The sequence below is a fragment of the Mucilaginibacter sp. FW306-07-L genome (assembly GCF_058782065.1).
Genome location: NZ_JBYSXI010000001.1, coordinates 410,836 through 429,138, shown reverse-complemented (window position 1 = coordinate 429,138; position 18,303 = coordinate 410,836). Strand labels below are relative to the sequence as shown.

Below are 18,303 nucleotides of genomic sequence, written 5' to 3'. Positions count from 1 at the left end.
AGCTTGACGTTAAAGTGAATTCTATATATTACATTTAAGGTTTTGATTTAGCCGAAATGTATGATGGGATTTATACTTTTATAACAGTTCATATAGAAGCATCATATTTACAAATAAATATGTATGATTTTAAACAATTCTCGCATAACGAGCTTCGTCCTATTTGTAGGTTTTAACTGTAGGTTCGTACTCTAAATCAATTTTATCGAACGCTTCCGTAATTCCATCAATTTACTATAATTGATCAACCAAACTTTCACAACCATAATGACGGTTTGTTTTGACATACTACTTAACTACTAAATTTTGTTATAACAAATAAAGCTCAACTAAGTGAATCGGATAAAACGCTTGTAGTTATAAATAAAAAAAATTACATTAGCTTAATAGTACTATTCTAATTAAAACCTAAACGTTATTATGTCATCGGAATAACCAAGATTACCAATAGACGAATATCATGTGTAGTAATAAACGTCTAAATTCAATACATTTTTTAACTAGTCGTTTCTTGTCGCTATCAAGCGTTAATATCTAAGATAAATATTAATAAATAATCAGCCCTTACATCTTTTATGTATTCATTAATTATTAAATCATTAATTTTCGGTGGTATCTATGTCATATCGGTCTTCTTACTATTACCTAAAATGGCAAAGGCTCAAAAGCAAGAACCCAAGATTGCAAAAGTAGAAAAGTTATATATAAACCCCAATTACGCAAGAGGAAGCGTTGACAGCCAAATTTTTAAAAGCGTAGTCTTTATCCCTCTTGAAACGACGGAAAAAAGCATTTTTGGAAAAATTAAAAAGATGGAAGTTACGGGTAGTTACTTCATTGTTTCTGACCTTAGTACAAATTCAATCCTACTATTCAAAAGGGATGGCAAATTTTATAACAAGATCGACAAGAATGATGCTCAGGGCGGAGTAATAAATGAAAACTTTACAGTCGATCGGAAAAATAACGAAATCATTACAAGTGTTCAAAAAGATGGTAGGAAGCATCTAACATGGTTTAATTTTCAAGGTAAAATAGTTAAACAAATCCCACTCACAGAGTTTTATGCATCTATCGAATATTATAATGATCAGATATTATACAGTCCGCTCCCTTTATTAAGCAATAAGGTAAGTACAGATAGCATAAATTATTTTATAAAATACTTTGGAAACAATGGCGTGAATAAAAAATTGCTACCTTTTAAATCATCGGAATTCGGGTTTCCTGCTCATTTTTCGATTTCTGACATTCCTAAACCGTTTCAACTTTATTATTCCGGTGAAAATGAAAACTTATTATATGTAAGCAATTACACTTTTAATGTTTATGCACTCAACAATGAGGGTATTCAATTGATATATAATATCATTCTGCCTCAAGATCTTTCATTATCATCAGATTCGTTGTCACATCTTCAAACCGTTTTGGAGAAAGAAAAATATGTAAGGGCAAATAAAAACAGGATTTATTCCTTTAGAGATGTGTATCAGGTTAAAGATAATTTATTTTTTGAAACTGTAACTGGTAGCCATGCAAATCCCAACAGATACTTAGCCTACAACTTGAAAAAGCGGGTTCTTATCTCACTTGAAAAAATTTCAAGCAATAAGATGTCGTATTTTCTACCAATGTTATCTTATTATGGAAGCATTATTGGTTGTGACGGCGAGGCTATATATTCTTCGGTGTCATCGCTTGAAATGTTCGAGGCAAAAGATGCTACAGCTGACAAACAACGGGAACTTCCGCAGTACCTCGAGTCATATTTTAAAAAAGAGAACCGTAAAAGTAACCCGGTAATTGTAGTTCTTCAAATGAAGTAAGATTTATCAGGATGAGAATAGCCCTAAAATTATTTGCTATTTTGCATATGATAGTGGTCTGCAATTATTCTTTTGCGCAAGAAAAGCCTTCGCCTCTCAGAGGCAGTGTGCACGGTATAGCCCAAGACTCTGATTATAATATTAAATTACAATCCGCTACGGTTGCCATTTACAAAACTAAAGACAGCTCGTTAGTGAGTTATCAATTAACTGATGATTTAGGCGAATTTTCTTTTAAAAACATTCCAGTTGATAGCGCATTACAGATCGTAATAAGCTATGTCGGTTATAAGACCACAGGTAGGAAGTTTGTCATACCTTCAACTAGTGGCCGGATAGAACTCGGTGAATTAAATCTGCGGCGAAATGATGATAATAGATTAGAAGAGGTAGTTATTAAAGCTACCCCGCCTGTCCAAATGAATGGAGATACGCTCGAGTTTAATGCTGATGCTTTTACACTTGATAAAAACGCTGTAGCAGAGGATTTGATACGAAAGTTACCCGGGATTACCGTATGGAGTGACGGTTCGATCACTTATAATGGAAGACAAATAAATCAAGTATTAGTTGGTGGGAAACCATTTTTTGGTGGCGATCCGCGTATCGCTACTCAGAACTTGCCGAAGGAGTCCATTGATAAAATTCAATTATATCGTAAAGAGATAGATGTTAATAATTCTTTCGACTCTGTTATGAATTTGAATATCAAGCTGAAGAAAGATAGGAATTTTGGTTATTTCGGTAAACTTGGTAGCGGTGCCGGGTCAGAAAGACATTATGAAGTAGACGGTAATATTAATTTTTTTAACAACCGGACACAAGCAGGCATTGCAGTAGCCGCAAATGATGTAAATAAATTAGCGCTAGATGTCTATACACTTATGAGGAATAGTACATTCAAAGGTAACAGTGCATCTATAGACTATCAATCTGATTTCAGAATGCAAGGGCTTAACCAAACGAAAGCAGGAGGAATTAATTTGCAACATGACTTTTCTCCAGCTTCAGAGAACGACGAAATTGATCAACTTACCGCTAATTACTTTGTCAGCAGAAACAAAATTGATTTTTCTCAAGAATTGGAATCTTTAAACAAGCTTATAGGTGACACCACTTTATTACAGCTTGAAAATAAATCAAAACGTTCATCGGTAGTTCGACAAACATTTGATATCAGATACGATAAAAAAAAACGTTTTTATAATTTTTATGCTTCGGGTGACGGTGGATTAAGTACAGAAAGTAATGACATAGCTTATCATTCTACCACAAATGTTGCCTCTAGCCCACGCAGCCTTAACAAAATAGCCAACACAAATTCGCGGCAAAGTAAGCACATGAATATTGGTTTGGGATTTCGCCGGTTCGGATCATCTGATGGAATGACAGGCCCTTTCAATCAGTTTGATATTAACTATGCACTAAATACTAACGGTAACAACGATGACAAATCATTATTAACCGAATTTATATCATTTGATGATTCCATACAAAATAAATCATTTAACCGCAAATACTTTAATGAATTAAATAGGATTAACCAACACTTAGATTTTAATTTTAATAACTTATTAAACGGGCGTGTTCGAGGATTTAGTTTAGGTATTGGAAATACAATTGATCTATCGGCAAATAGTGAACATAATGAGACTTGGGATAAGGATTCCAACTCACAGATATATTTACCTAACATGAACCTTACTAATAGAATGAGGACCACAATCCTCAACGAACGGCCTCATCTAACTTTAGAAAAATCATTTAGCAAGTCGTTAGCTAATCGTTATCTAAAATCAACTCAGATTAAGCTAACTGCGGAGGAACAATTCTTTAAGCAAGTAAATCATTCGACTCTACCCTTTCAAGAACTAAACAAATTTTACAAATACTTCATCCCGAAAGCAGGTATCATATATAGAAACAACCAATTTGGAGAGTACGACGACAACTTTGCATTAAACTTTTCTAAAAGCGTAAATTACCCTACCATTCAACAATTACGCCCACTTGTAGATAGTTCCAATCAATATGTTATTATACAAGGTAATCCATTTTTGCGAGCTGAGAAAAACAATTCATTGTCGTTTAGTTTCAAGCACTCAAGCCTAAAAGCAAAAAACACTTTCAGTTATGACTTAAACATCACAGGTACTAAAACAAATAGCGCATTTGCCGATAGTGTAATAACCGACACTCTTGGAAGAAGTACATATTATGTCACAAATGCAAGTAACAGGGAAAGCCTTGATATCACCGCTAATATATCTAAGGGTATAAAATTCAATCAAAACCAATTACAATTGAAACTTACCAGCAACCTTAATTGGTCAAAACTGCCTAGTTACATAAATGATACATTTCTTCACTCCAATAACTTCTATTGCAGCTATTTGGCTGATGTACATTATAGTTATAAAGCTTGGCTAACAATTAATATTGTACAGGGGTATACGTATTTTAGATCTGACCAACAAGGTGAAAAAAGTATTACATCATTTACCAATAGTTATATTCCAACATCTATTAGTTCAAGCATTAACATCAGTAAGAGATTAACTTTAAATAGTAATATAAGTCATAACCGTACTATTTCTACAGGTACAGTTCCTATCAACTTTACGATATGGAATGTATCGGGGACTTTTAGATTTTTAGAGGGTAACAATTTAGAACTGAAGTTTGCTGCTTTAGATCTTTTGCGACAAAACAACAGCGTGGTCAACAATGTTCGCAACAACATCCTTACACGAGAAACTACTAATGTACTACGGCAATATGGAATGATCACCATCTCTTATTTTCCAAGAAAGATTGGAAAATCAAATAAAAACTGACCAAGACATTTAAGGTATTAGACCTAAAAGTTGTCGACATATTATGGTAATTTATTAAAAATAACATTTTTTAAGAAGTCACATGAGTATTGAAACTGTCCTTGCTAAATATCAACGTTCAATTCTGATTTTCTTTTCCGGGATAATATTTTGTATTTATTCACCAATGTTATCCATTGGCTTTGCAAAAGTTGATGACCAATGGATGCTACTTGGCGAATCACTAGTAAGTTCGCCGGTCTTTGACTTATCAGTCCTTAAAAATATTTTCTTACATGTTAACAGCTTGCAATACTCGCCTTTAAACACCTTGTACTATTATGCTATTTATCAAATCAACGGTTTTGATCCATATTATTATCATATAGTTTCCCTTTTATTGCATATTGTCAACTTCACATTGATTTATACTATCAGTAAGATTCTTTTAACCAGATTTAAATTGCCAAATGTCGTAACTATAAGTTTATTTTCCGTAACTATCTGGGCAGTCTTGCCGTTTAATGTGGAATCTGTTGTTTGGATTTCCGCTTCGAAGACTTTACTTTATACCTTTTTGGGTAATATCTCATTCTTATGTTTCATTCAATCTTATTTTCGGTCGAGCAAAGCACTATATCTGCTAAGCATTATTTTTTTCATTCTTTCTTTTTTAGCGAAAGAACAAGCGGTATTATATGCATTTATGATGTTAATATTTGTATACACATATCAAATGCGGCATTTGAAGAAAAACACTAATTTGCTCCTCCGATTTAGTTTCCCTTTTTTAGTTCTTGCGTTAACTTTAGGCTTAGTAACAACTTACATCGGCATCTATGGCGATGGTATTCATGAAGTAGATCGCTATCCGTTTAACCAGCGTTTCATTTTGTCGTTTTATTGTATCTTCTTTTATTTTACAAATTGTTTCGCGCCAAGCCATCTTCACTATCATTATCCCTTCCCAATGAGGTTAGGTGAATCGCTGCCAACCATTTATTATGTAATTGCGATTATGCTTTGCGTAATGAGTTATTATGTTTATAAAATATTGAAACAGAGTAAAAACAAGGCTTTTTACCTGTTTTGCTTTGGCGTCTTTTTCTCGCACCTCTTGTTAACGATTCAAATAGTGCCTTTAGCAAGAGCGGCTATGCTTGCTGATCGATATATGTACATACCGTCCTGGGGTTTATTAATGGGTGCTTTCACTGCACTTAGTGAACGGTCGAACTACTTTATTAACTTACGTAAAAACAAGGAGATCATTGTAATTGGCTCCTTTATGATATATCTCCTTCTATTATGCACATACAGTTGTATGCTGGTTACAAACTGGAAAGGAATGGAACTTTAACCACGATGTGGACGTTTTTTAATTATTGTTCCGCGATGATCGAATTCTTTTAGAAGATTCTGTACACACTTTTAATAAATTTGCAAAAAACATTCTAATCTATTACATTGGCTATGATCGGCATGTTTACTTATTTTTTGACAATTGCTTTAAATGTTAGTGTATGGGGAACAGTATCCCCGTTAGTATAAACAGTAATTACTTGCATTATAGGCCCCGGAATTTGTGGGCGAAATATTACGCTAATCGCTGAAGAATCGCCATGCAAAACAGGCTGTTTATTCCAGTTGACGAATGAACATTTGCAATCTGCCTCAACATTATCTATAACTAGTTGTTTTTTTCCCCTATTATAGTATTTGAATGATATTTTCTTGGATGTATGTAAACGGACTTGTCCGACATTTTGACTTTCATCGCAAAAATATATATCAGGAGCATCCTGTTTTTTATTCTTTTCATTAATGTCGAATGAACATGATAATGTGGAATTGAGCAATAATAAGCCACAGAACGTTTGCTTTACAGTTTTTAACATCATTTAATATTAAATGTAATTAAAATAGGATTGTCGGAAATTCGAATTTCATGAATTAGCTTCGCAAGATTTGGATAGTGCTTCAATGAATTAATGCTAAAGTCCTTGTCTTTATTCATAATCAGAACTTCCGGAGAGATTGCGCTAATCAATTCATTATTATCCTTTAATCCGACTATTTCTGAAGACGGATACTCAAGCTCAAATTGCAATTTTGTTTTTGAATCTGAAAACATGGTCCGTATAACATTCTTGTCTTGAATTTCAAATATAAAACCCTTGTTTAATTCCAAAAAATGCTTTCTAAGAAACGTATACTTACTTAATCCAGGACGAACCCCTTTGTTATAAGAATTTAACGATTTTGGAATACTAGTTTTACCAAAATCAAAGATATATTTAGGGTACATCTTTTCCGGTGTGATTTGATAGACGGTATCATTAAATGTGTCATTAAATAGTGTTCCTAATTTATTTCTGTTCAGAAACCCCGAAAAATCTATTGCGATATCATCTGCATTGGGAAATGAAAAATACTGCCCGTTTATCTTTCCGGCTAAATCAGTGGTGACAAGATTATATTGACCCGTGGACGCATTGACGTTCTTATTTATGAAAAGGTAATATCCATTTTTTTCAATTTCAAGATCCATCGCCCAAAACCCTAATCTAATATCTTTGACGAAAGTACCGTTAAGGTTGTATTCTAATATTTTCTGTGAATTGTTACTTAACAGGTAGACAGAACTTGTATCACGACCGAATTCGATATCGTCAACACTCTGGTATTGGCCTTTGCTGTAACCTATGCTGCCGATATTATTTAAATAACGTCCATTCTCGTCGAATATGTAAACAGCTTTAAATTTATCATCAAAAACATAATACTTCCCTTTAGCATATAAAACTTTTGCAATTTTAGCAATTGCACAGTGGTCATTCGTCTCCAATTTGATTATCCGTGGATTCTCTATCTTTTGTTGAGCTTGAAGAGACACCTTATCATCCTTTAATTTTACATAAATGATTTCTTTTTTTAGAAAGCGTCGAGGCAGAGAAACTTTTTGTTTGCTGGACCAATTACAACCTGTTAAAAAAACAAGAATTAATAGCGTCTTAAATAAGCTAAGTAGTGTGACAGGTTTTAGTTTGATGTACGAAATCATTATTAACCAAGTGTGAGGTAAATGTTTAGGAAATAGCCAGCACCGAGAATTGATTTCGATGCCAGCTATGTAAATTGTAATTAAACCATTCGTTAAAGGCCACAATCAGGAACGTCCACCTCGCAAACCACACCACCCTCTTTGCAATCATTGCCCTCATCGGTTATAACCACATGACCGCTACTGTAGTCAAAGCACTGAATTAGTACAAATAACTTTTTCGGTTTGACTGTGCCTGTACCTGTACCAGTACCCGTACCCGTACCTGTACCTGTGCCTGTGCCTGTGCCTGTGCCTGTGCCTGCATAGAATCCTAAACTATGCTTTCCGAAACTTGAATACTGGAATCCGAAATTAATAAGTAACGCAAGTAAGATAAGTATTCCTACTTTCTTTTCTGTTTTTATAGATTTCATTTTTATAATTTTTAGTTAACGAAGTTAGTTGCTGATAACAATATCATTAAGCCAAGTCTATAGTGTCCCTTTCGGGACTACCAAAACTGTAGTTTAGATAGTTGATTGGGTTTTGACTTATAAGCAACCGTTGGTTGTAGACTTTGAATAAGAACCCGGTATTTATTACAGAAATGCAAGTTCTGAACGAACATAAGGCTAATTTAGGTTTTCAAGACCTACTAAGTTATGATAATACATAACATATAGTAGGTCTAAGTTTACAAATGTAAACTTAAAGATAAAAGATAGTTTTGAAATTTTAAAACTATTTTTTGCTGGCATGTGTGGCATTAATAAAAAATTAATCCCCCACACACACAGCCAGACATACGTTTGCGACAACCGTAACGTTAGAGAACGACATACCATAGAGTCTGTCATCAAGATGCTAGGACATACTAAGATCATCATCACACAAATTTATTCCAGAGTTAAAGACAAGAAAGTTAGTAATGATATGAAAGCATTGAGGTCGGTATTGTAAATAATGCCCAGCCAGATTGAGCGAACAAGCCAGACTGATATGGCGAATGCGCCATTCAATGTAATTGATGCACGGAAAAAAGCATTTGAAGATACCATAGAATTTATTGCACCGATTCTTCGGGAGTTGGACGATTTTAAAGGCTTGAAGGTTTCAATCAGCTGGGTTTCCTACCGCGAGTATTTGAAATACCGGCAGGAGAATTTGATCGCATGGGATAGCCAACTAGATAGCGGATCCCCTTTTGCGCTAATAATTAACTATCTCGGTCCGTCGGAGAAACTTGGGTATGCCGCGCAAACATTGGATTCATCCTTTTACTTTTTAGAGAGAAATCTGAAAGCAAAATTGATGTTAAATCCGACAGACGATGATTTGCATAGATGGGTCTTAATTTGATATGTACTGACATAGCCAACCGCTTTTTCAAATTCTCACCATTGAAAAACTAGCGCCCACGCCCTCTTCGTGGAGGGTCAATCGCAGCGGCTATATCCTCTTTAATAAAAACCCACTCATTATTAGTCAAAGCGACAGGGTCAAAGTCATTATCCGCCAATGAAAAGTCAATGAAATTTCGTTTTATCAACTCGCTGTTATGCGTCCATTCGTAGCGCTGTTGATGCAAACTTATCATTTGGTCAATCGTATAAATCCGCATGGCCTGATGTAAATCCCAAAAGTCCTTTTTTCCTTCCCCCTCGTTGAACAACATCAACTTTCATCGCAATTATCTCCTCCACTGTTGCCATTCGTACCCCTTCCACCATATTGGATGGCCATAAAAAAGGATCCATAGAATAGTAAACATCCAACTTGATCAGCTCATTTTCTTTGTCACCAATCAGGTAAGATTTACCGATAGCCGGGTTGGCACCGAAATCGCCTTGAACAAACCGAAAGGTCTGGCTCAGATAAGCTTCAATTGAAGCAAAGTCAACGCTGCCATATTGTGCATCGGTACATAAATCTATATCGATTGACATCCGATGTCCCCAATATAAACTTAGCGCAGTGCCACCAACCAATCGAAATTCATCAAATGGTTGTCCCTTCATGATTGTAAGGAGATTGTTTTTTAAAGCCGGCGACACGGTATTCCAGTAAAGCATATCAATCAGGTTGTGTGTGAGCCATAATTTTTAAAGAATTGCCATCTATATTGGCCCTTCCTGTCACTTCCAGGATTTTATCTTTACCATAATAATCTAAAGCGGTTTGTTTTTCGTCTTCATTACCCCTCTCGAATACCCGTTGTATAACCGCTTTATATTGTTTCGACCAGTCGATCTTTTTCATGTCAGTATCCCAAAACAACTCCTTGCGGAATGCGGGCGCATCCTGCTTATTTAATTTTTTCTGAGCCTGTTCAATATCATAGTGCGCTTGTAACAGATAAAAAGCGCCATTCTCCAATCCTAGCGCCTGATCGATCTTAAGCGAAAGCATCGGCGATAAACCGCGCCTCGCTTTTGTTACCTCGTTTATCACCTGCGGATATTCACCAATGGATATGGCAAAAGGGCCTTTTTTTAAGTGCCTTTTCTTCAGCTCCCTTTCCAATACTCTTCCCGGATGTATCCCGTAATAACTTTCAAAAGTGTTTCGCATACTCTAAAATAAACAATTTTGTTTATCTAAAAAAGTTTATCTTAATTAATCTTCCTTTTTTATCAACGTCAACTCCTGCCGGGCAAACTTTTTCTTCAGGGGCTTCATATCCTGGCTGACCTTGGTATCGGTCACACGTGCATAGATCTGCGTAGACCGGATATTCTTATGGCCAAGCATTTGTCCGACGGTTTCAATGGGAACGCCGTTAGTCAACGTAACCGTTGTCGCAAAGGTATGTCTGGCGCAATGGAAGGTGAGCCACTTCGTCCAGCCCATTTCTTTCATGATTTCTTTTAAGTAATAGTTCGCCCTCGCATTACTGATCTTCGGCAGCAGAAAATCCTCGTCCAAGATGCGCGGATAGTTTTTATAATGCTCGATCAGACGGAGCGCTGGCGACAGCAGGGGCACACGCACGCGGTTGTTGTTCTTGATCCGGTGCGTTTCTAGCCAGATGCCGCCGTCCTCTCCTTTGCGGATATCCTCCGCTTTCAAGCTGACGATATCGGAGTAAGACAGGCCGGTGTAACAGCTGAAAAGAAAAAGATCACGCGTTAACACCAGCCGCTTTTTCAGGTTTTTTACCGCCAGGTCGTTAAGTTCCAAATTGGTCAGAAATTCCCGGTGGACTTCTTCCTTTTTTGCCCGGTAGGCGGCAAAGGGGTTGCGTTTAGCCCAGCCGATCTCGTTGGCAAGCTTCATCACCGTCCTTAGCTTTTTTACCATCTGCACGGCGGTGTTGATTTTTACCTTATGTTCCGTTTTAAGGTAATAATCGAAATCCCTGACTAACTGGAAGTCGATATCATCCAGTTTGATATCGTCCTGCTTGTTCCGCATCAAAAGGAACTTTCGCAGGATTCGGAACACCGACCTGTACTTTTGCAAAGTTGCCGGTGTGTAGCCTTTGCCCAGCAGGCCCGCGATCTGGTTGGTATGGTAGTTCCAGACGTCCGACAGCATTTTCGGTGGTTCCAGCTCTTCCCCCTGCATCATTTTGCGGATGTGCTGTGGGGTGAAACGCTTACCCGCGAGATAGAGTTCCTGCCTGCAGGCGTGCGCCCGGGAGTATAATACATCCAGCCAGCTGTTGACGGAGCGGGCCTGTTCTTTGGTGCCACGTACCCGTTTGGTATGCTTGTCCCAGTCTGCCGGGTCACAATGTCGCCCGGTCGACCATTCTGTACGTAGGCCGTCTACGGTAATACGCATGTAAATAGGACGCTGCGGCTTTACCTGTCCCGGCCTTGACTTTGGATAAAAAAGAACACTAAAAGGGACACCTCTTTTAACCTCGATCAGCTCTTCGGGCTTTTTTTTTCAGCCTTGTTCAGTTCCTTGTCGATATCCTCTGTGCTGTAAAAATAAATACTCCCCATTTTGCGGGCAGCCAACGCGCCGGTGACGCGTAGATGGTGTAGCGTACCGTTGGAGATATTTAACAACTCACGGACATCCTTGCTGCGCAGCCATTTGTGTGTGCTAACTTGTTTTGAATCTGTTAACGGTTTGAGCAGGTCAAACAGTTCCTTTTTGAATTTTTCTAAATCCTGTTTTGTAAGTAGATCGTTCGGGGTCACAATGAATTGTTTTCGGCGAACATACTGGCTGGCGTCAGGATAAAAAAATCGGCAGCGTTCTAATTTATTCCGGTATATGATCGATTTTAACTTTTTCGTACTACCGAACAACTACCGAAAAAATTGGCCGTTTCCGCTTTTCTCATCCATTTAAGCTCGAATTACATTCAAAACACCCCATTTATACCCTTTTGAGGTCAAAAAATAAATCGTTCGGTAGTACGAAGAACTACCGAATAATAAATTCTGACACGCTTTAGCTTTGAAAAAAATTAAAACTATGGCAACAGAAATCATCACCAAAGACGACCTGGAAGCATTCGAGCAGCGGCTTTTCCAGAAGATAGAACAAGTGTTGGGCGGCAACACGCCGGAGCCCAAGAAATGGCTTAAAAGCTATCAGGTTAAGAACATGCTCAGGATATCGCCCGGTACCCTGCAAACCCTGCGTGTGAACGGCACCCTGTCTTATACAAAGATCGGCGGCATCCTTTACTATAAACAAGAAGACATATTGAAGCTACTGGAGGGAAGGCAAAAGGGAAAGCAGTAATCATAAAATCGGCCAGGGCAAGCCTGCATCATTACCAAGCTATATCTACCAGTTGTCCATACAACGAGGCATTACAACGCTTAAACAACCGGAAGCGTAAGCAGGTAACTTGTCAAGGGTCTTTAAATTTGTCATTAGTTAAAAGTAACTATCTTGTTGATAAGGATCAGGGTGAACTCAGTCAAGGGCTAGGTTAATGACCTATGCGCCGTATTAGTCTCTGCTCCAAATCACAGGATCATGTCGTGACCAGTTAGAATAGTAGACATTAAGGTCTTATAAAGGCATTAGTCACCGGCATATCTTTTAATTGGATTTTTTACTCTCAAACTGACGAACTATGAACTTCACAAATTTTGTAGGCGTAGATGTTTCTAAGCTGACCATTGATGTACATTTACGGGGAAGCAATGCTTTCAAGACCTTTGCTAATAATACCAAGGGCTTTACAGCGCTGCTGCTATGGACTAAAAAGCTACTTCCAGGCGTTGATCAAGACAGTATTATTGTATGCTTTGAACATACCGGTATGTATAGCGTAGGGCTTGCTATTCATTTGCAGGAAGCGAATATTTCATTCGCAATGATTTCTCCACTTGAGATAAAGAAGTCACTGGGTATGCACCGGGGTAAAAGCGATTTTATTGATGCTAAACGCATTGCTAATTATGCTTGGCTGCACCGGGACGATATCAAACCATCCGTATTGCCAGCCAAAGTTATACTCAAACTTCAAACGCTGCTGACCTTGCGCGACCGCCTGGTACGTGACAGGGGCGGCTTTGAAGCAACCTGTAAAGAACAGCGTTTGTTATTAGGGATAGCCGAAAATGCAGAGATGTTCGAGGTCTATCAAAACATGATCGGTCACTTGACCACACAAATCAAAAACTTAGATGCGCAGATATTAAGGGTTATTGATAGTGATGTTGCTTTAAAGAAGACATATGACCTGCTAACCAGTATGAAAGGTATTGGCCCTGTCATTGCAGCGAATATGATTACCAGTACGCACAACTTTACCCGCTTTACAAACTGGCGAAAGTTCGCTTGTTATATTGGAACGGCTCCTTTCGAACATACATCCGGTACAAGCGTCAGAGGAAAAACGCAGGTTAGCCATTTGGCTAATAAACAGCTTAAAAAGCTGCTTCACTTAGCTGCGATCAGTGCTATTATTCACAACAAAGAGTTAAGGGCTTATTATTTAAGAAGGGTTAGCGAGGGCAAAAGCAAGATGAGTACGATAAATGTTCTTCATAATAAGATTCTCGCCCGCATGTTCGCTCTTATTAACCGGCAATCTGGATATGTTGAATTGGCGAAATATGCAGCTTAGACGGGGTAGCATCTTAACGCTTAAACACCGCAGCAGCTTCCAGGCAGGTTCTGTAAAGGGCAGCGAAGGTAGCGTAGCGGACGACGCTGTTTATATACCCTTTACAGGTTCTGAATGGAACTGAACTTTGTGGTTGCGCTAAGATGCAGCAGTTATTTATTTATAACTATTCCCCATAAAGATGTAAATTGTGATTTCAACTCTAATTATGAGGCCTTATTTTTTAATTATCTTAACCCTGATGACGATTTGTTCATGCCAAAGAACAAGTAAAAGGAATCGCAATACGGAGGATGGAAAGCGTCGGATCAGGATCACGTGGAAGCAACAACTTGCTGAAGCAGAGAAAGATCACACAATTCACAGTGCCTTTGATGTGTCCCAAGACACCATTATTTTACTCAGACGTTCATTAGGAATTGAGTTAAGCCCCGACAGAGGTAAGTCTTGGATCTGGCTTGCAAAGAATATATTTCGGTTCGATGAATTCAGCATAGACGATAAAGGGGTAATGTGGGGATTAGAGCGGTGGAAAGGTATTCACGAGCCGAGCTATTGCAGGATGCACTCGTCACGGGATATGGGAAAGACATGGATAAGTTATGAACTTAATACAAGCAAATTCTTTCCATATCACATCTGTTCGATGCCACACTCTCCGCTAGAAGTAAGTGACTTTTGGGACAAGAAGCTCTATCGGCTTGAGGGGAGCAATCCGCTTGCCCAATGGCGTTTCATCAAACAATTGCCTAATCATGATAATGACATAACCGACCTTTCGGTTGGGCCTTATTCGATTAGTAGGGAGAACGACAGTAATAAATTGTATGTTAAACGAGAAAATGGCTTAACAGACACGCTAATGCGTTTCACAAAAGCGTATAACATCTATAACCTAGAAATCAGCAAAGACCATATTTATGTCGCTGGGCCCTCAACCAATGATCAAGGTTCCTACTTTGCCGTTATTCGGAATGAGCGCCTTTTGAAGGATTTTATAATACCTGGCTTTGACTTAAACTTAACCAGAACACCGCTTGGCCGCATCTATTTAACCAACAGTGAAGGAGCATTCTTATACACAAATAATACATTAGTTCATTTGTTTAAATAAAAGAAAGCAGATGCACCGAACTGTTTTCTTATAAATAAACTTGGAATAATCTTAGAATACGGCGCAGCGGAAGGCAACAGTCCGATCTGCGCCATTCATACACCCTTTATGAGTTTCCTGCGTTGCTAATTTTGTAAAAGTGATGGAACGCAAGTTACCTACCAGTAACTTATAGAAGACCAAGTAAAAATCAGGTCAGTGTTAACGCGAGAAACCTTTAAATCTTTTCCTTGGAATATCCAGGGCGTCGATCAGCCGGTTGCGGATATAGTTGGCATCGACGCCCCCGTGACCGCCCGACAAATGCGAGAACAATCCTTCTTCAAAATCATCCCGGTCAAGCAGCGGCGCGAAAGCGTCCCGCAGGCACAGACTCAGGTGCCGTGGCGATGCTTTTAACTGAATTTCCAAATCATCCGCATTTTCAAACACGTACACCAGATCTTCGAAATCGGTACTGGTACGGTAGTCCCTTCCTCTTCCTTTAAAAGCTTCCCACTTCGATGCAATAAAATAAGGCAGAGAAAATATTTGGACGCTTGTCCCGTCGTCCAGGCGGCGACGAACCGCGTGTTGAAATCCCTCCGGATACCAGCGGTTACTGAAACCGATGGCTTCAGGCTGCGTCGGCATCACGTCAACAGTGATACCTTGAATCTTATAACGGCAGATTACGCCCGATTGGATATCATTACAAAACCCGATCTCCCGTAAACGGGCGTCCAGCGCGGCGTAGCCGCCGTAACCGGCCAACTCAACGATCACATCCACATCGTCCGTTGGCCGAACGGCTTCGGCGATCTCCGGCGAGGTCGCGTATAAAGCAACCGTAGCCCCGCCGACAAATACAAATTCATGCTCTAGGCCTTGCAACACCTGGTTTACCGCTTTTATCCTTAAAAGATTTTCATGCATAATCAGTTTCAAATGAAAGTTTTAATAATTCCAGCGCTTTATGCTGCTCCCGTACCTTACCAACGCGTATAGCGTCGATCAAGGCAAGGCCGGCATACAGCCGCTCGTCCTTCAGTGCGGCCAGCACTTGATTGGGGTATAGCGGAACTATCAGCTGCCCCCTGACCTTACCCTCCAAGCTCGGCCATACATAATGTTCTTCGGAAATGAAAAAGTCCTTCAATACCGGTGCGCTATGCGCAGTCGGCATGCCTTTAACAATCGGACCCGGCTCCGCAGGGAAAACATACTTCAGCCCATGTTCTAAAAAGTGATAGAACGAAGTTTTAAACACCTTCCGCTTGTCCGGGCTGATCAGCCTGGCAATCATCGAACGGTTTAGCGATTCGCTAATCTCCGAATTGCTGATATACAGGCTCGATGCCAAGTCTTTATTTAAAACTGGTTCCTCTGACAAAGCTATCTTCAATAAAACAACAATATCATGCGGACGCATACCATTATGTGCTTTCATACCCGAAGATACTCAAAATATTTTCAATTCGCAAATCGCAAATTGAATACAAGCATTGGCTTTACTCTTCACAAAATTATCTAAACATTTTATGCGTCCCACTCTACAAGGTTGTAATATATAACGACCATGTATAGGATTTGTCACCAAAGCGATTCTGTGAAACGTCAATACTCTCACTAATCGTAACTCTACGGTTTTATGCGGCTGCGATGTGCCTACAGTCAAAATATACCGCAAATCTGTGAAGCCTGTTAACAGAGAACAGAATAACGATGTAACTGACAAAGCAGTTATATGGAGCGGTATGAACCGTATTACTGCAAAGGCGGTGACGCTGGCTACGGCTGGCCTGCGCTGGTGCGCATGGGCAGCCGTTGCTTACCGCAATCGCCAGCCTTTCCAACTCGAAACATTTTTGCTACAAGTCATTTGTCAACAGATATTTGCCATACATGCGCTTGGTGAGCGCAATAAGCTGCTGAACTTTTCCTTTTACCGCTGCTGCTGTTTCATAGTGAGCAGAGTAGTTGTCCCTGTACCGGACATCGATATAAGCGTTCTTTAAGACTTGAAACAGTTCCTTGTTATACGCATCATCAAGATTGAATACCCCAATAAAATCTGTAGTAAACATTTCCGTTATCGACAAAAGCCTTGATAGGTTATGATTATTGATCTCGTAGCCAAGCACAACCCGGATTATAGCTACCAATAAACATTCTGTCGATTGGTGCAAAAGGAACAGTGCAGCATTAGCCGATTTTTGCCGGATGCACCACTCGGCGGTATCATAGAATTGTTTGCCCTGCTCATACCAGCGGTGCCAGTAGTCGGCCTGATTTAAGCCGTCCTGAGAACAATCGGCAACGGAGTGTACTGGCAACAGCAATCCACCCGACAAATAGATTACAGGGCAGGCTAATGCCTGGCGAAAGAAAGAATTGCCTTTGGCAACGGCAGATTTAAAAGCTCCTGCATAATGCACCAACACAGTCACCTTCGCGATTGCTTCACAACTTTGTTCGATGTTGCCGTTGAGATGCTGTGCCTGCCGCTGCTCATCGTCCGAAGCCAACACCAAAAGGAATATCTTATCAGCCAAATCCGGCCTTACGCCAAGATAGATAATGGCTTGAACGGTCGACATCTTTTCCCGAATAACGTTAACTAAATCTTTAAGTATGTCGTTATAAATGGATGGAATCACAGTGCTCAGCCGATATAGAGATATTTCACTCGGTTGTTCTTTTGTTATTTCGTTAGCTTGCTCACCCATCACGTTCGGTTGCTCACCGGTTACAGCGGTGGTTTGTGTGTCGCTTACCTCACTATCGTCTTTACTCTTTAGGTGTGGTGTCGCCTTGCTTCGCTGGTAGATCAGCCACGATGCCGAATAGAGCTTTTGCAGGTTCTCAAAAACGGCAATAAAATCAGCAGTAACCACCCAACCTTCGCCGCTGATACGTGACAGTCCATGTTCCAGCCATTCGTATAGCTGAACCCGGTAATCCGGTAGGCTGTATTTGCTAAAAAGTTGCACGATAACCGCAAACGGGTCACACAGTTCCGCTTCGCTCAGGTTGTGCGGATAATCCCGCCAAGTATCACGTTCGCCTGGAATAAGGTCTGCGATTATTGCTCCGACAGTCTTGCCGCGTTTCCACAGCACCCACGCGGCTTCTATCAAACTGATATTGGATTCATGGAAACTCAACAGGCTGCCTGGATTGTCGTTCCTGCCGGTGTAATAGGTCTTACTGAATATCGCGTTCCGCCATGTCCCTAAACGGGCCAACTGATCGGGCAACCAGTCGTCGTCGAAGAATGCGTCCATAGCTATCACCGGATTGCCGATCTCATTCAGGGTAAGGGATTTGATGGGGCTACCCCATTCGCTTTGCTTATCTGCTTGCATTGTATCTGAGTTAAATGCCTGTCTGTATTGGCAAGCCTATCAAATTTCAAAAGCAGGTGATTTCTAAACTATTCCTGAATGCTCTATCGAAGAATTGCACCGGGATAA

General features: G+C 39.5%; 18 protein-coding genes. 8 read left to right on the top strand and 10 right to left on the bottom strand.

The genetic code is table 11. The features are described 5' to 3' along the window. The first annotated feature begins 650 nt into the window (after window positions 1-650). The 3 genes from AC3WJC_RS01880 to AC3WJC_RS01870 all read left to right on the top strand — a co-directional run bounded on the left by AC3WJC_RS01880 (window position 651) and on the right by AC3WJC_RS01870 (window position 6,002). On the top strand, window positions 651-1,826 hold the full coding sequence (locus tag AC3WJC_RS01880; protein WP_492397373.1) for a DUF4934 domain-containing protein: 1,176 nt from the start codon (window positions 651-653) through the stop codon (window positions 1,824-1,826). Between the two features lie 11 nt (window positions 1,827-1,837). Beyond that, window positions 1,838-4,663, top strand: coding sequence for a peptidase associated/transthyretin-like domain-containing protein (locus tag AC3WJC_RS01875; protein WP_492397372.1), 2,826 nt, complete (start codon window positions 1,838-1,840; stop codon window positions 4,661-4,663). Window positions 4,664-4,745: 82 nt separating this feature from the next. Next, entirely contained in the window at window positions 4,746-6,002 is a 1,257-nt protein-coding gene (locus tag AC3WJC_RS01870) for a hypothetical protein (RefSeq protein WP_492397371.1), read from the top strand. A gap of 130 nt (window positions 6,003-6,132) precedes the next feature. Here the strand turns inward: AC3WJC_RS01870 and AC3WJC_RS01865 are convergent, their stop codons facing one another. From AC3WJC_RS01865 to AC3WJC_RS01855, 3 genes are all read right to left on the bottom strand, one after another. After that, a complete protein-coding gene (locus tag AC3WJC_RS01865) occupies window positions 6,133-6,543 on the bottom strand; it encodes a DUF1573 domain-containing protein (RefSeq protein WP_492397370.1) in 411 nt (136 codons plus the stop codon). Beyond that, window positions 6,540-7,706, bottom strand: coding sequence for a DUF4934 domain-containing protein (locus AC3WJC_RS01860; protein ID WP_492397369.1), 1,167 nt, complete (start codon window positions 7,704-7,706; stop codon window positions 6,540-6,542). The genes AC3WJC_RS01865 and AC3WJC_RS01860 overlap by 4 nt, the downstream gene beginning before the upstream one ends. Before the next feature lie 92 nt (window positions 7,707-7,798). Continuing rightward, entirely contained in the window at window positions 7,799-8,122 is a 324-nt protein-coding gene (locus AC3WJC_RS01855; RefSeq protein ID WP_492397368.1) for a hypothetical protein, read from the bottom strand. A 529-nt stretch (window positions 8,123-8,651) separates the two neighbouring features. Here AC3WJC_RS01855 and AC3WJC_RS01850 point away from each other — a divergent pair. Continuing rightward, complete coding sequence (locus AC3WJC_RS01850) at window positions 8,652-9,047, top strand: hypothetical protein (RefSeq protein WP_492397367.1); 396 nt, start codon at window positions 8,652-8,654, stop codon at window positions 9,045-9,047. 242 nt (window positions 9,048-9,289) lie between these two features. On the opposite strand, the gene AC3WJC_RS01845 is transcribed toward AC3WJC_RS01850, so the two are convergent. The 4 genes from AC3WJC_RS01845 to AC3WJC_RS01830 all read right to left on the bottom strand — a co-directional run bounded on the left by AC3WJC_RS01845 (window position 9,290) and on the right by AC3WJC_RS01830 (window position 11,842). After that, on the bottom strand, window positions 9,290-9,706 hold the full coding sequence (locus AC3WJC_RS01845) for a nucleotidyl transferase AbiEii/AbiGii toxin family protein (RefSeq protein ID WP_492397366.1): 417 nt from the start codon (window positions 9,704-9,706) through the stop codon (window positions 9,290-9,292). Window positions 9,707-9,761: 55 nt separating this feature from the next. Further along, window positions 9,762-10,259, bottom strand: a complete 498-nt coding sequence (locus AC3WJC_RS01840) for a helix-turn-helix transcriptional regulator (RefSeq protein WP_492397365.1) — start codon at window positions 10,257-10,259, stop codon at window positions 9,762-9,764. A 45-nt stretch (window positions 10,260-10,304) separates the two neighbouring features. After that, on the bottom strand, window positions 10,305-11,474 hold the full coding sequence (locus tag AC3WJC_RS01835) for a tyrosine-type recombinase/integrase (protein ID WP_492397364.1): 1,170 nt from the start codon (window positions 11,472-11,474) through the stop codon (window positions 10,305-10,307). 86 nt (window positions 11,475-11,560) lie between these two features. Further along, window positions 11,561-11,842 (bottom strand): helix-turn-helix domain-containing protein, encoded by a 282-nt coding sequence (locus AC3WJC_RS01830; RefSeq protein ID WP_492397363.1) that lies wholly within the window; start codon window positions 11,840-11,842, stop codon window positions 11,561-11,563. Window positions 11,843-12,122: 280 nt separating this feature from the next. Here AC3WJC_RS01830 and AC3WJC_RS01825 point away from each other — a divergent pair, with 280 nt between their 5' ends. The 4 genes from AC3WJC_RS01825 to AC3WJC_RS01810 all read left to right on the top strand — a co-directional run bounded on the left by AC3WJC_RS01825 (window position 12,123) and on the right by AC3WJC_RS01810 (window position 14,848). Further along, entirely contained in the window at window positions 12,123-12,395 is a 273-nt protein-coding gene (locus AC3WJC_RS01825; RefSeq protein ID WP_492397362.1) for a helix-turn-helix domain-containing protein, read from the top strand. 340 nt (window positions 12,396-12,735) lie between these two features. Next, on the top strand, window positions 12,736-13,734 hold the full coding sequence (locus AC3WJC_RS01820; protein ID WP_492397361.1) for an IS110 family transposase: 999 nt from the start codon (window positions 12,736-12,738) through the stop codon (window positions 13,732-13,734). Further along, window positions 13,724-13,858 carry a hypothetical protein gene (locus AC3WJC_RS01815; protein ID WP_492397360.1) on the top strand — a complete coding sequence of 45 codons (135 nt, stop codon included), beginning with the start codon at window positions 13,724-13,726 and terminating at the stop codon, window positions 13,856-13,858. Before AC3WJC_RS01820 ends, AC3WJC_RS01815 begins: the two co-directional genes overlap by 11 nt. A gap of 117 nt (window positions 13,859-13,975) precedes the next feature. Continuing rightward, window positions 13,976-14,848, top strand: a complete 873-nt coding sequence (locus AC3WJC_RS01810) for a hypothetical protein (protein ID WP_492397359.1) — start codon at window positions 13,976-13,978, stop codon at window positions 14,846-14,848. Window positions 14,849-15,049: 201 nt separating this feature from the next. Here AC3WJC_RS01810 and AC3WJC_RS01805 read toward each other — a convergent pair whose 3' ends face one another. The 3 genes from AC3WJC_RS01805 to AC3WJC_RS01795 all read right to left on the bottom strand — a co-directional run bounded on the left by AC3WJC_RS01805 (window position 15,050) and on the right by AC3WJC_RS01795 (window position 18,195). Further along, window positions 15,050-15,763 carry a nucleotidyl transferase AbiEii/AbiGii toxin family protein gene (locus tag AC3WJC_RS01805; RefSeq protein ID WP_492397358.1) on the bottom strand — a complete coding sequence of 238 codons (714 nt, stop codon included), beginning with the start codon at window positions 15,761-15,763 and terminating at the stop codon, window positions 15,050-15,052. Then, a complete protein-coding gene (locus tag AC3WJC_RS01800; protein ID WP_492397357.1) occupies window positions 15,756-16,277 on the bottom strand; it encodes a hypothetical protein in 522 nt (173 codons plus the stop codon). Before AC3WJC_RS01800 ends, AC3WJC_RS01805 begins: the two co-directional genes overlap by 8 nt. Before the next feature lie 421 nt (window positions 16,278-16,698). Then, on the bottom strand, window positions 16,699-18,195 hold the full coding sequence (locus tag AC3WJC_RS01795; RefSeq protein WP_492397356.1) for a HEPN domain-containing protein: 1,497 nt from the start codon (window positions 18,193-18,195) through the stop codon (window positions 16,699-16,701). Window positions 18,196-18,303 lie beyond the last annotated feature (108 nt).

What these genes read in the sequence shown, in the direction of transcription:
- AC3WJC_RS01880 (WP_492397373.1), top strand. Translation starts at nt 651, where the DNA reads ATGGCAAAGGCTCAAAAGCAAGAACCCAAGATTGCAAAAGTAGAAAAG.
- AC3WJC_RS01875 (WP_492397372.1), top strand. Translation starts at nt 1,838, where the DNA reads ATGAGAATAGCCCTAAAATTATTTGCTATTTTGCATATGATAGTGGTC.
- AC3WJC_RS01870 (WP_492397371.1), top strand. Translation starts at nt 4,746, where the DNA reads ATGAGTATTGAAACTGTCCTTGCTAAATATCAACGTTCAATTCTGATT.
- AC3WJC_RS01865 (WP_492397370.1), bottom strand. Translation starts at nt 6,543, where the DNA reads ATGATGTTAAAAACTGTAAAGCAAACGTTCTGTGGCTTATTATTGCTC.
- AC3WJC_RS01860 (WP_492397369.1), bottom strand. Translation starts at nt 7,706, where the DNA reads ATGATTTCGTACATCAAACTAAAACCTGTCACACTACTTAGCTTATTT.
- AC3WJC_RS01855 (WP_492397368.1), bottom strand. Translation starts at nt 8,122, where the DNA reads ATGAAATCTATAAAAACAGAAAAGAAAGTAGGAATACTTATCTTACTT.
- AC3WJC_RS01850 (WP_492397367.1), top strand. Translation starts at nt 8,652, where the DNA reads ATGCCCAGCCAGATTGAGCGAACAAGCCAGACTGATATGGCGAATGCG.
- AC3WJC_RS01845 (WP_492397366.1), bottom strand. Translation starts at nt 9,706, where the DNA reads ATGAAGGGACAACCATTTGATGAATTTCGATTGGTTGGTGGCACTGCG.
- AC3WJC_RS01840 (WP_492397365.1), bottom strand. Translation starts at nt 10,259, where the DNA reads ATGCGAAACACTTTTGAAAGTTATTACGGGATACATCCGGGAAGAGTA.
- AC3WJC_RS01835 (WP_492397364.1), bottom strand. Translation starts at nt 11,474, where the DNA reads ATGCGTATTACCGTAGACGGCCTACGTACAGAATGGTCGACCGGGCGA.
- AC3WJC_RS01825 (WP_492397362.1), top strand. Translation starts at nt 12,123, where the DNA reads ATGGCAACAGAAATCATCACCAAAGACGACCTGGAAGCATTCGAGCAG.
- AC3WJC_RS01820 (WP_492397361.1), top strand. Translation starts at nt 12,736, where the DNA reads ATGAACTTCACAAATTTTGTAGGCGTAGATGTTTCTAAGCTGACCATT.
- AC3WJC_RS01815 (WP_492397360.1), top strand. Translation starts at nt 13,724, where the DNA reads ATGCAGCTTAGACGGGGTAGCATCTTAACGCTTAAACACCGCAGCAGC.
- AC3WJC_RS01810 (WP_492397359.1), top strand. Translation starts at nt 13,976, where the DNA reads ATGACGATTTGTTCATGCCAAAGAACAAGTAAAAGGAATCGCAATACG.
- AC3WJC_RS01805 (WP_492397358.1), bottom strand. Translation starts at nt 15,763, where the DNA reads ATGCATGAAAATCTTTTAAGGATAAAAGCGGTAAACCAGGTGTTGCAA.
- AC3WJC_RS01800 (WP_492397357.1), bottom strand. Translation starts at nt 16,277, where the DNA reads ATGAAAGCACATAATGGTATGCGTCCGCATGATATTGTTGTTTTATTG.
- AC3WJC_RS01795 (WP_492397356.1), bottom strand. Translation starts at nt 18,195, where the DNA reads ATGCAAGCAGATAAGCAAAGCGAATGGGGTAGCCCCATCAAATCCCTT.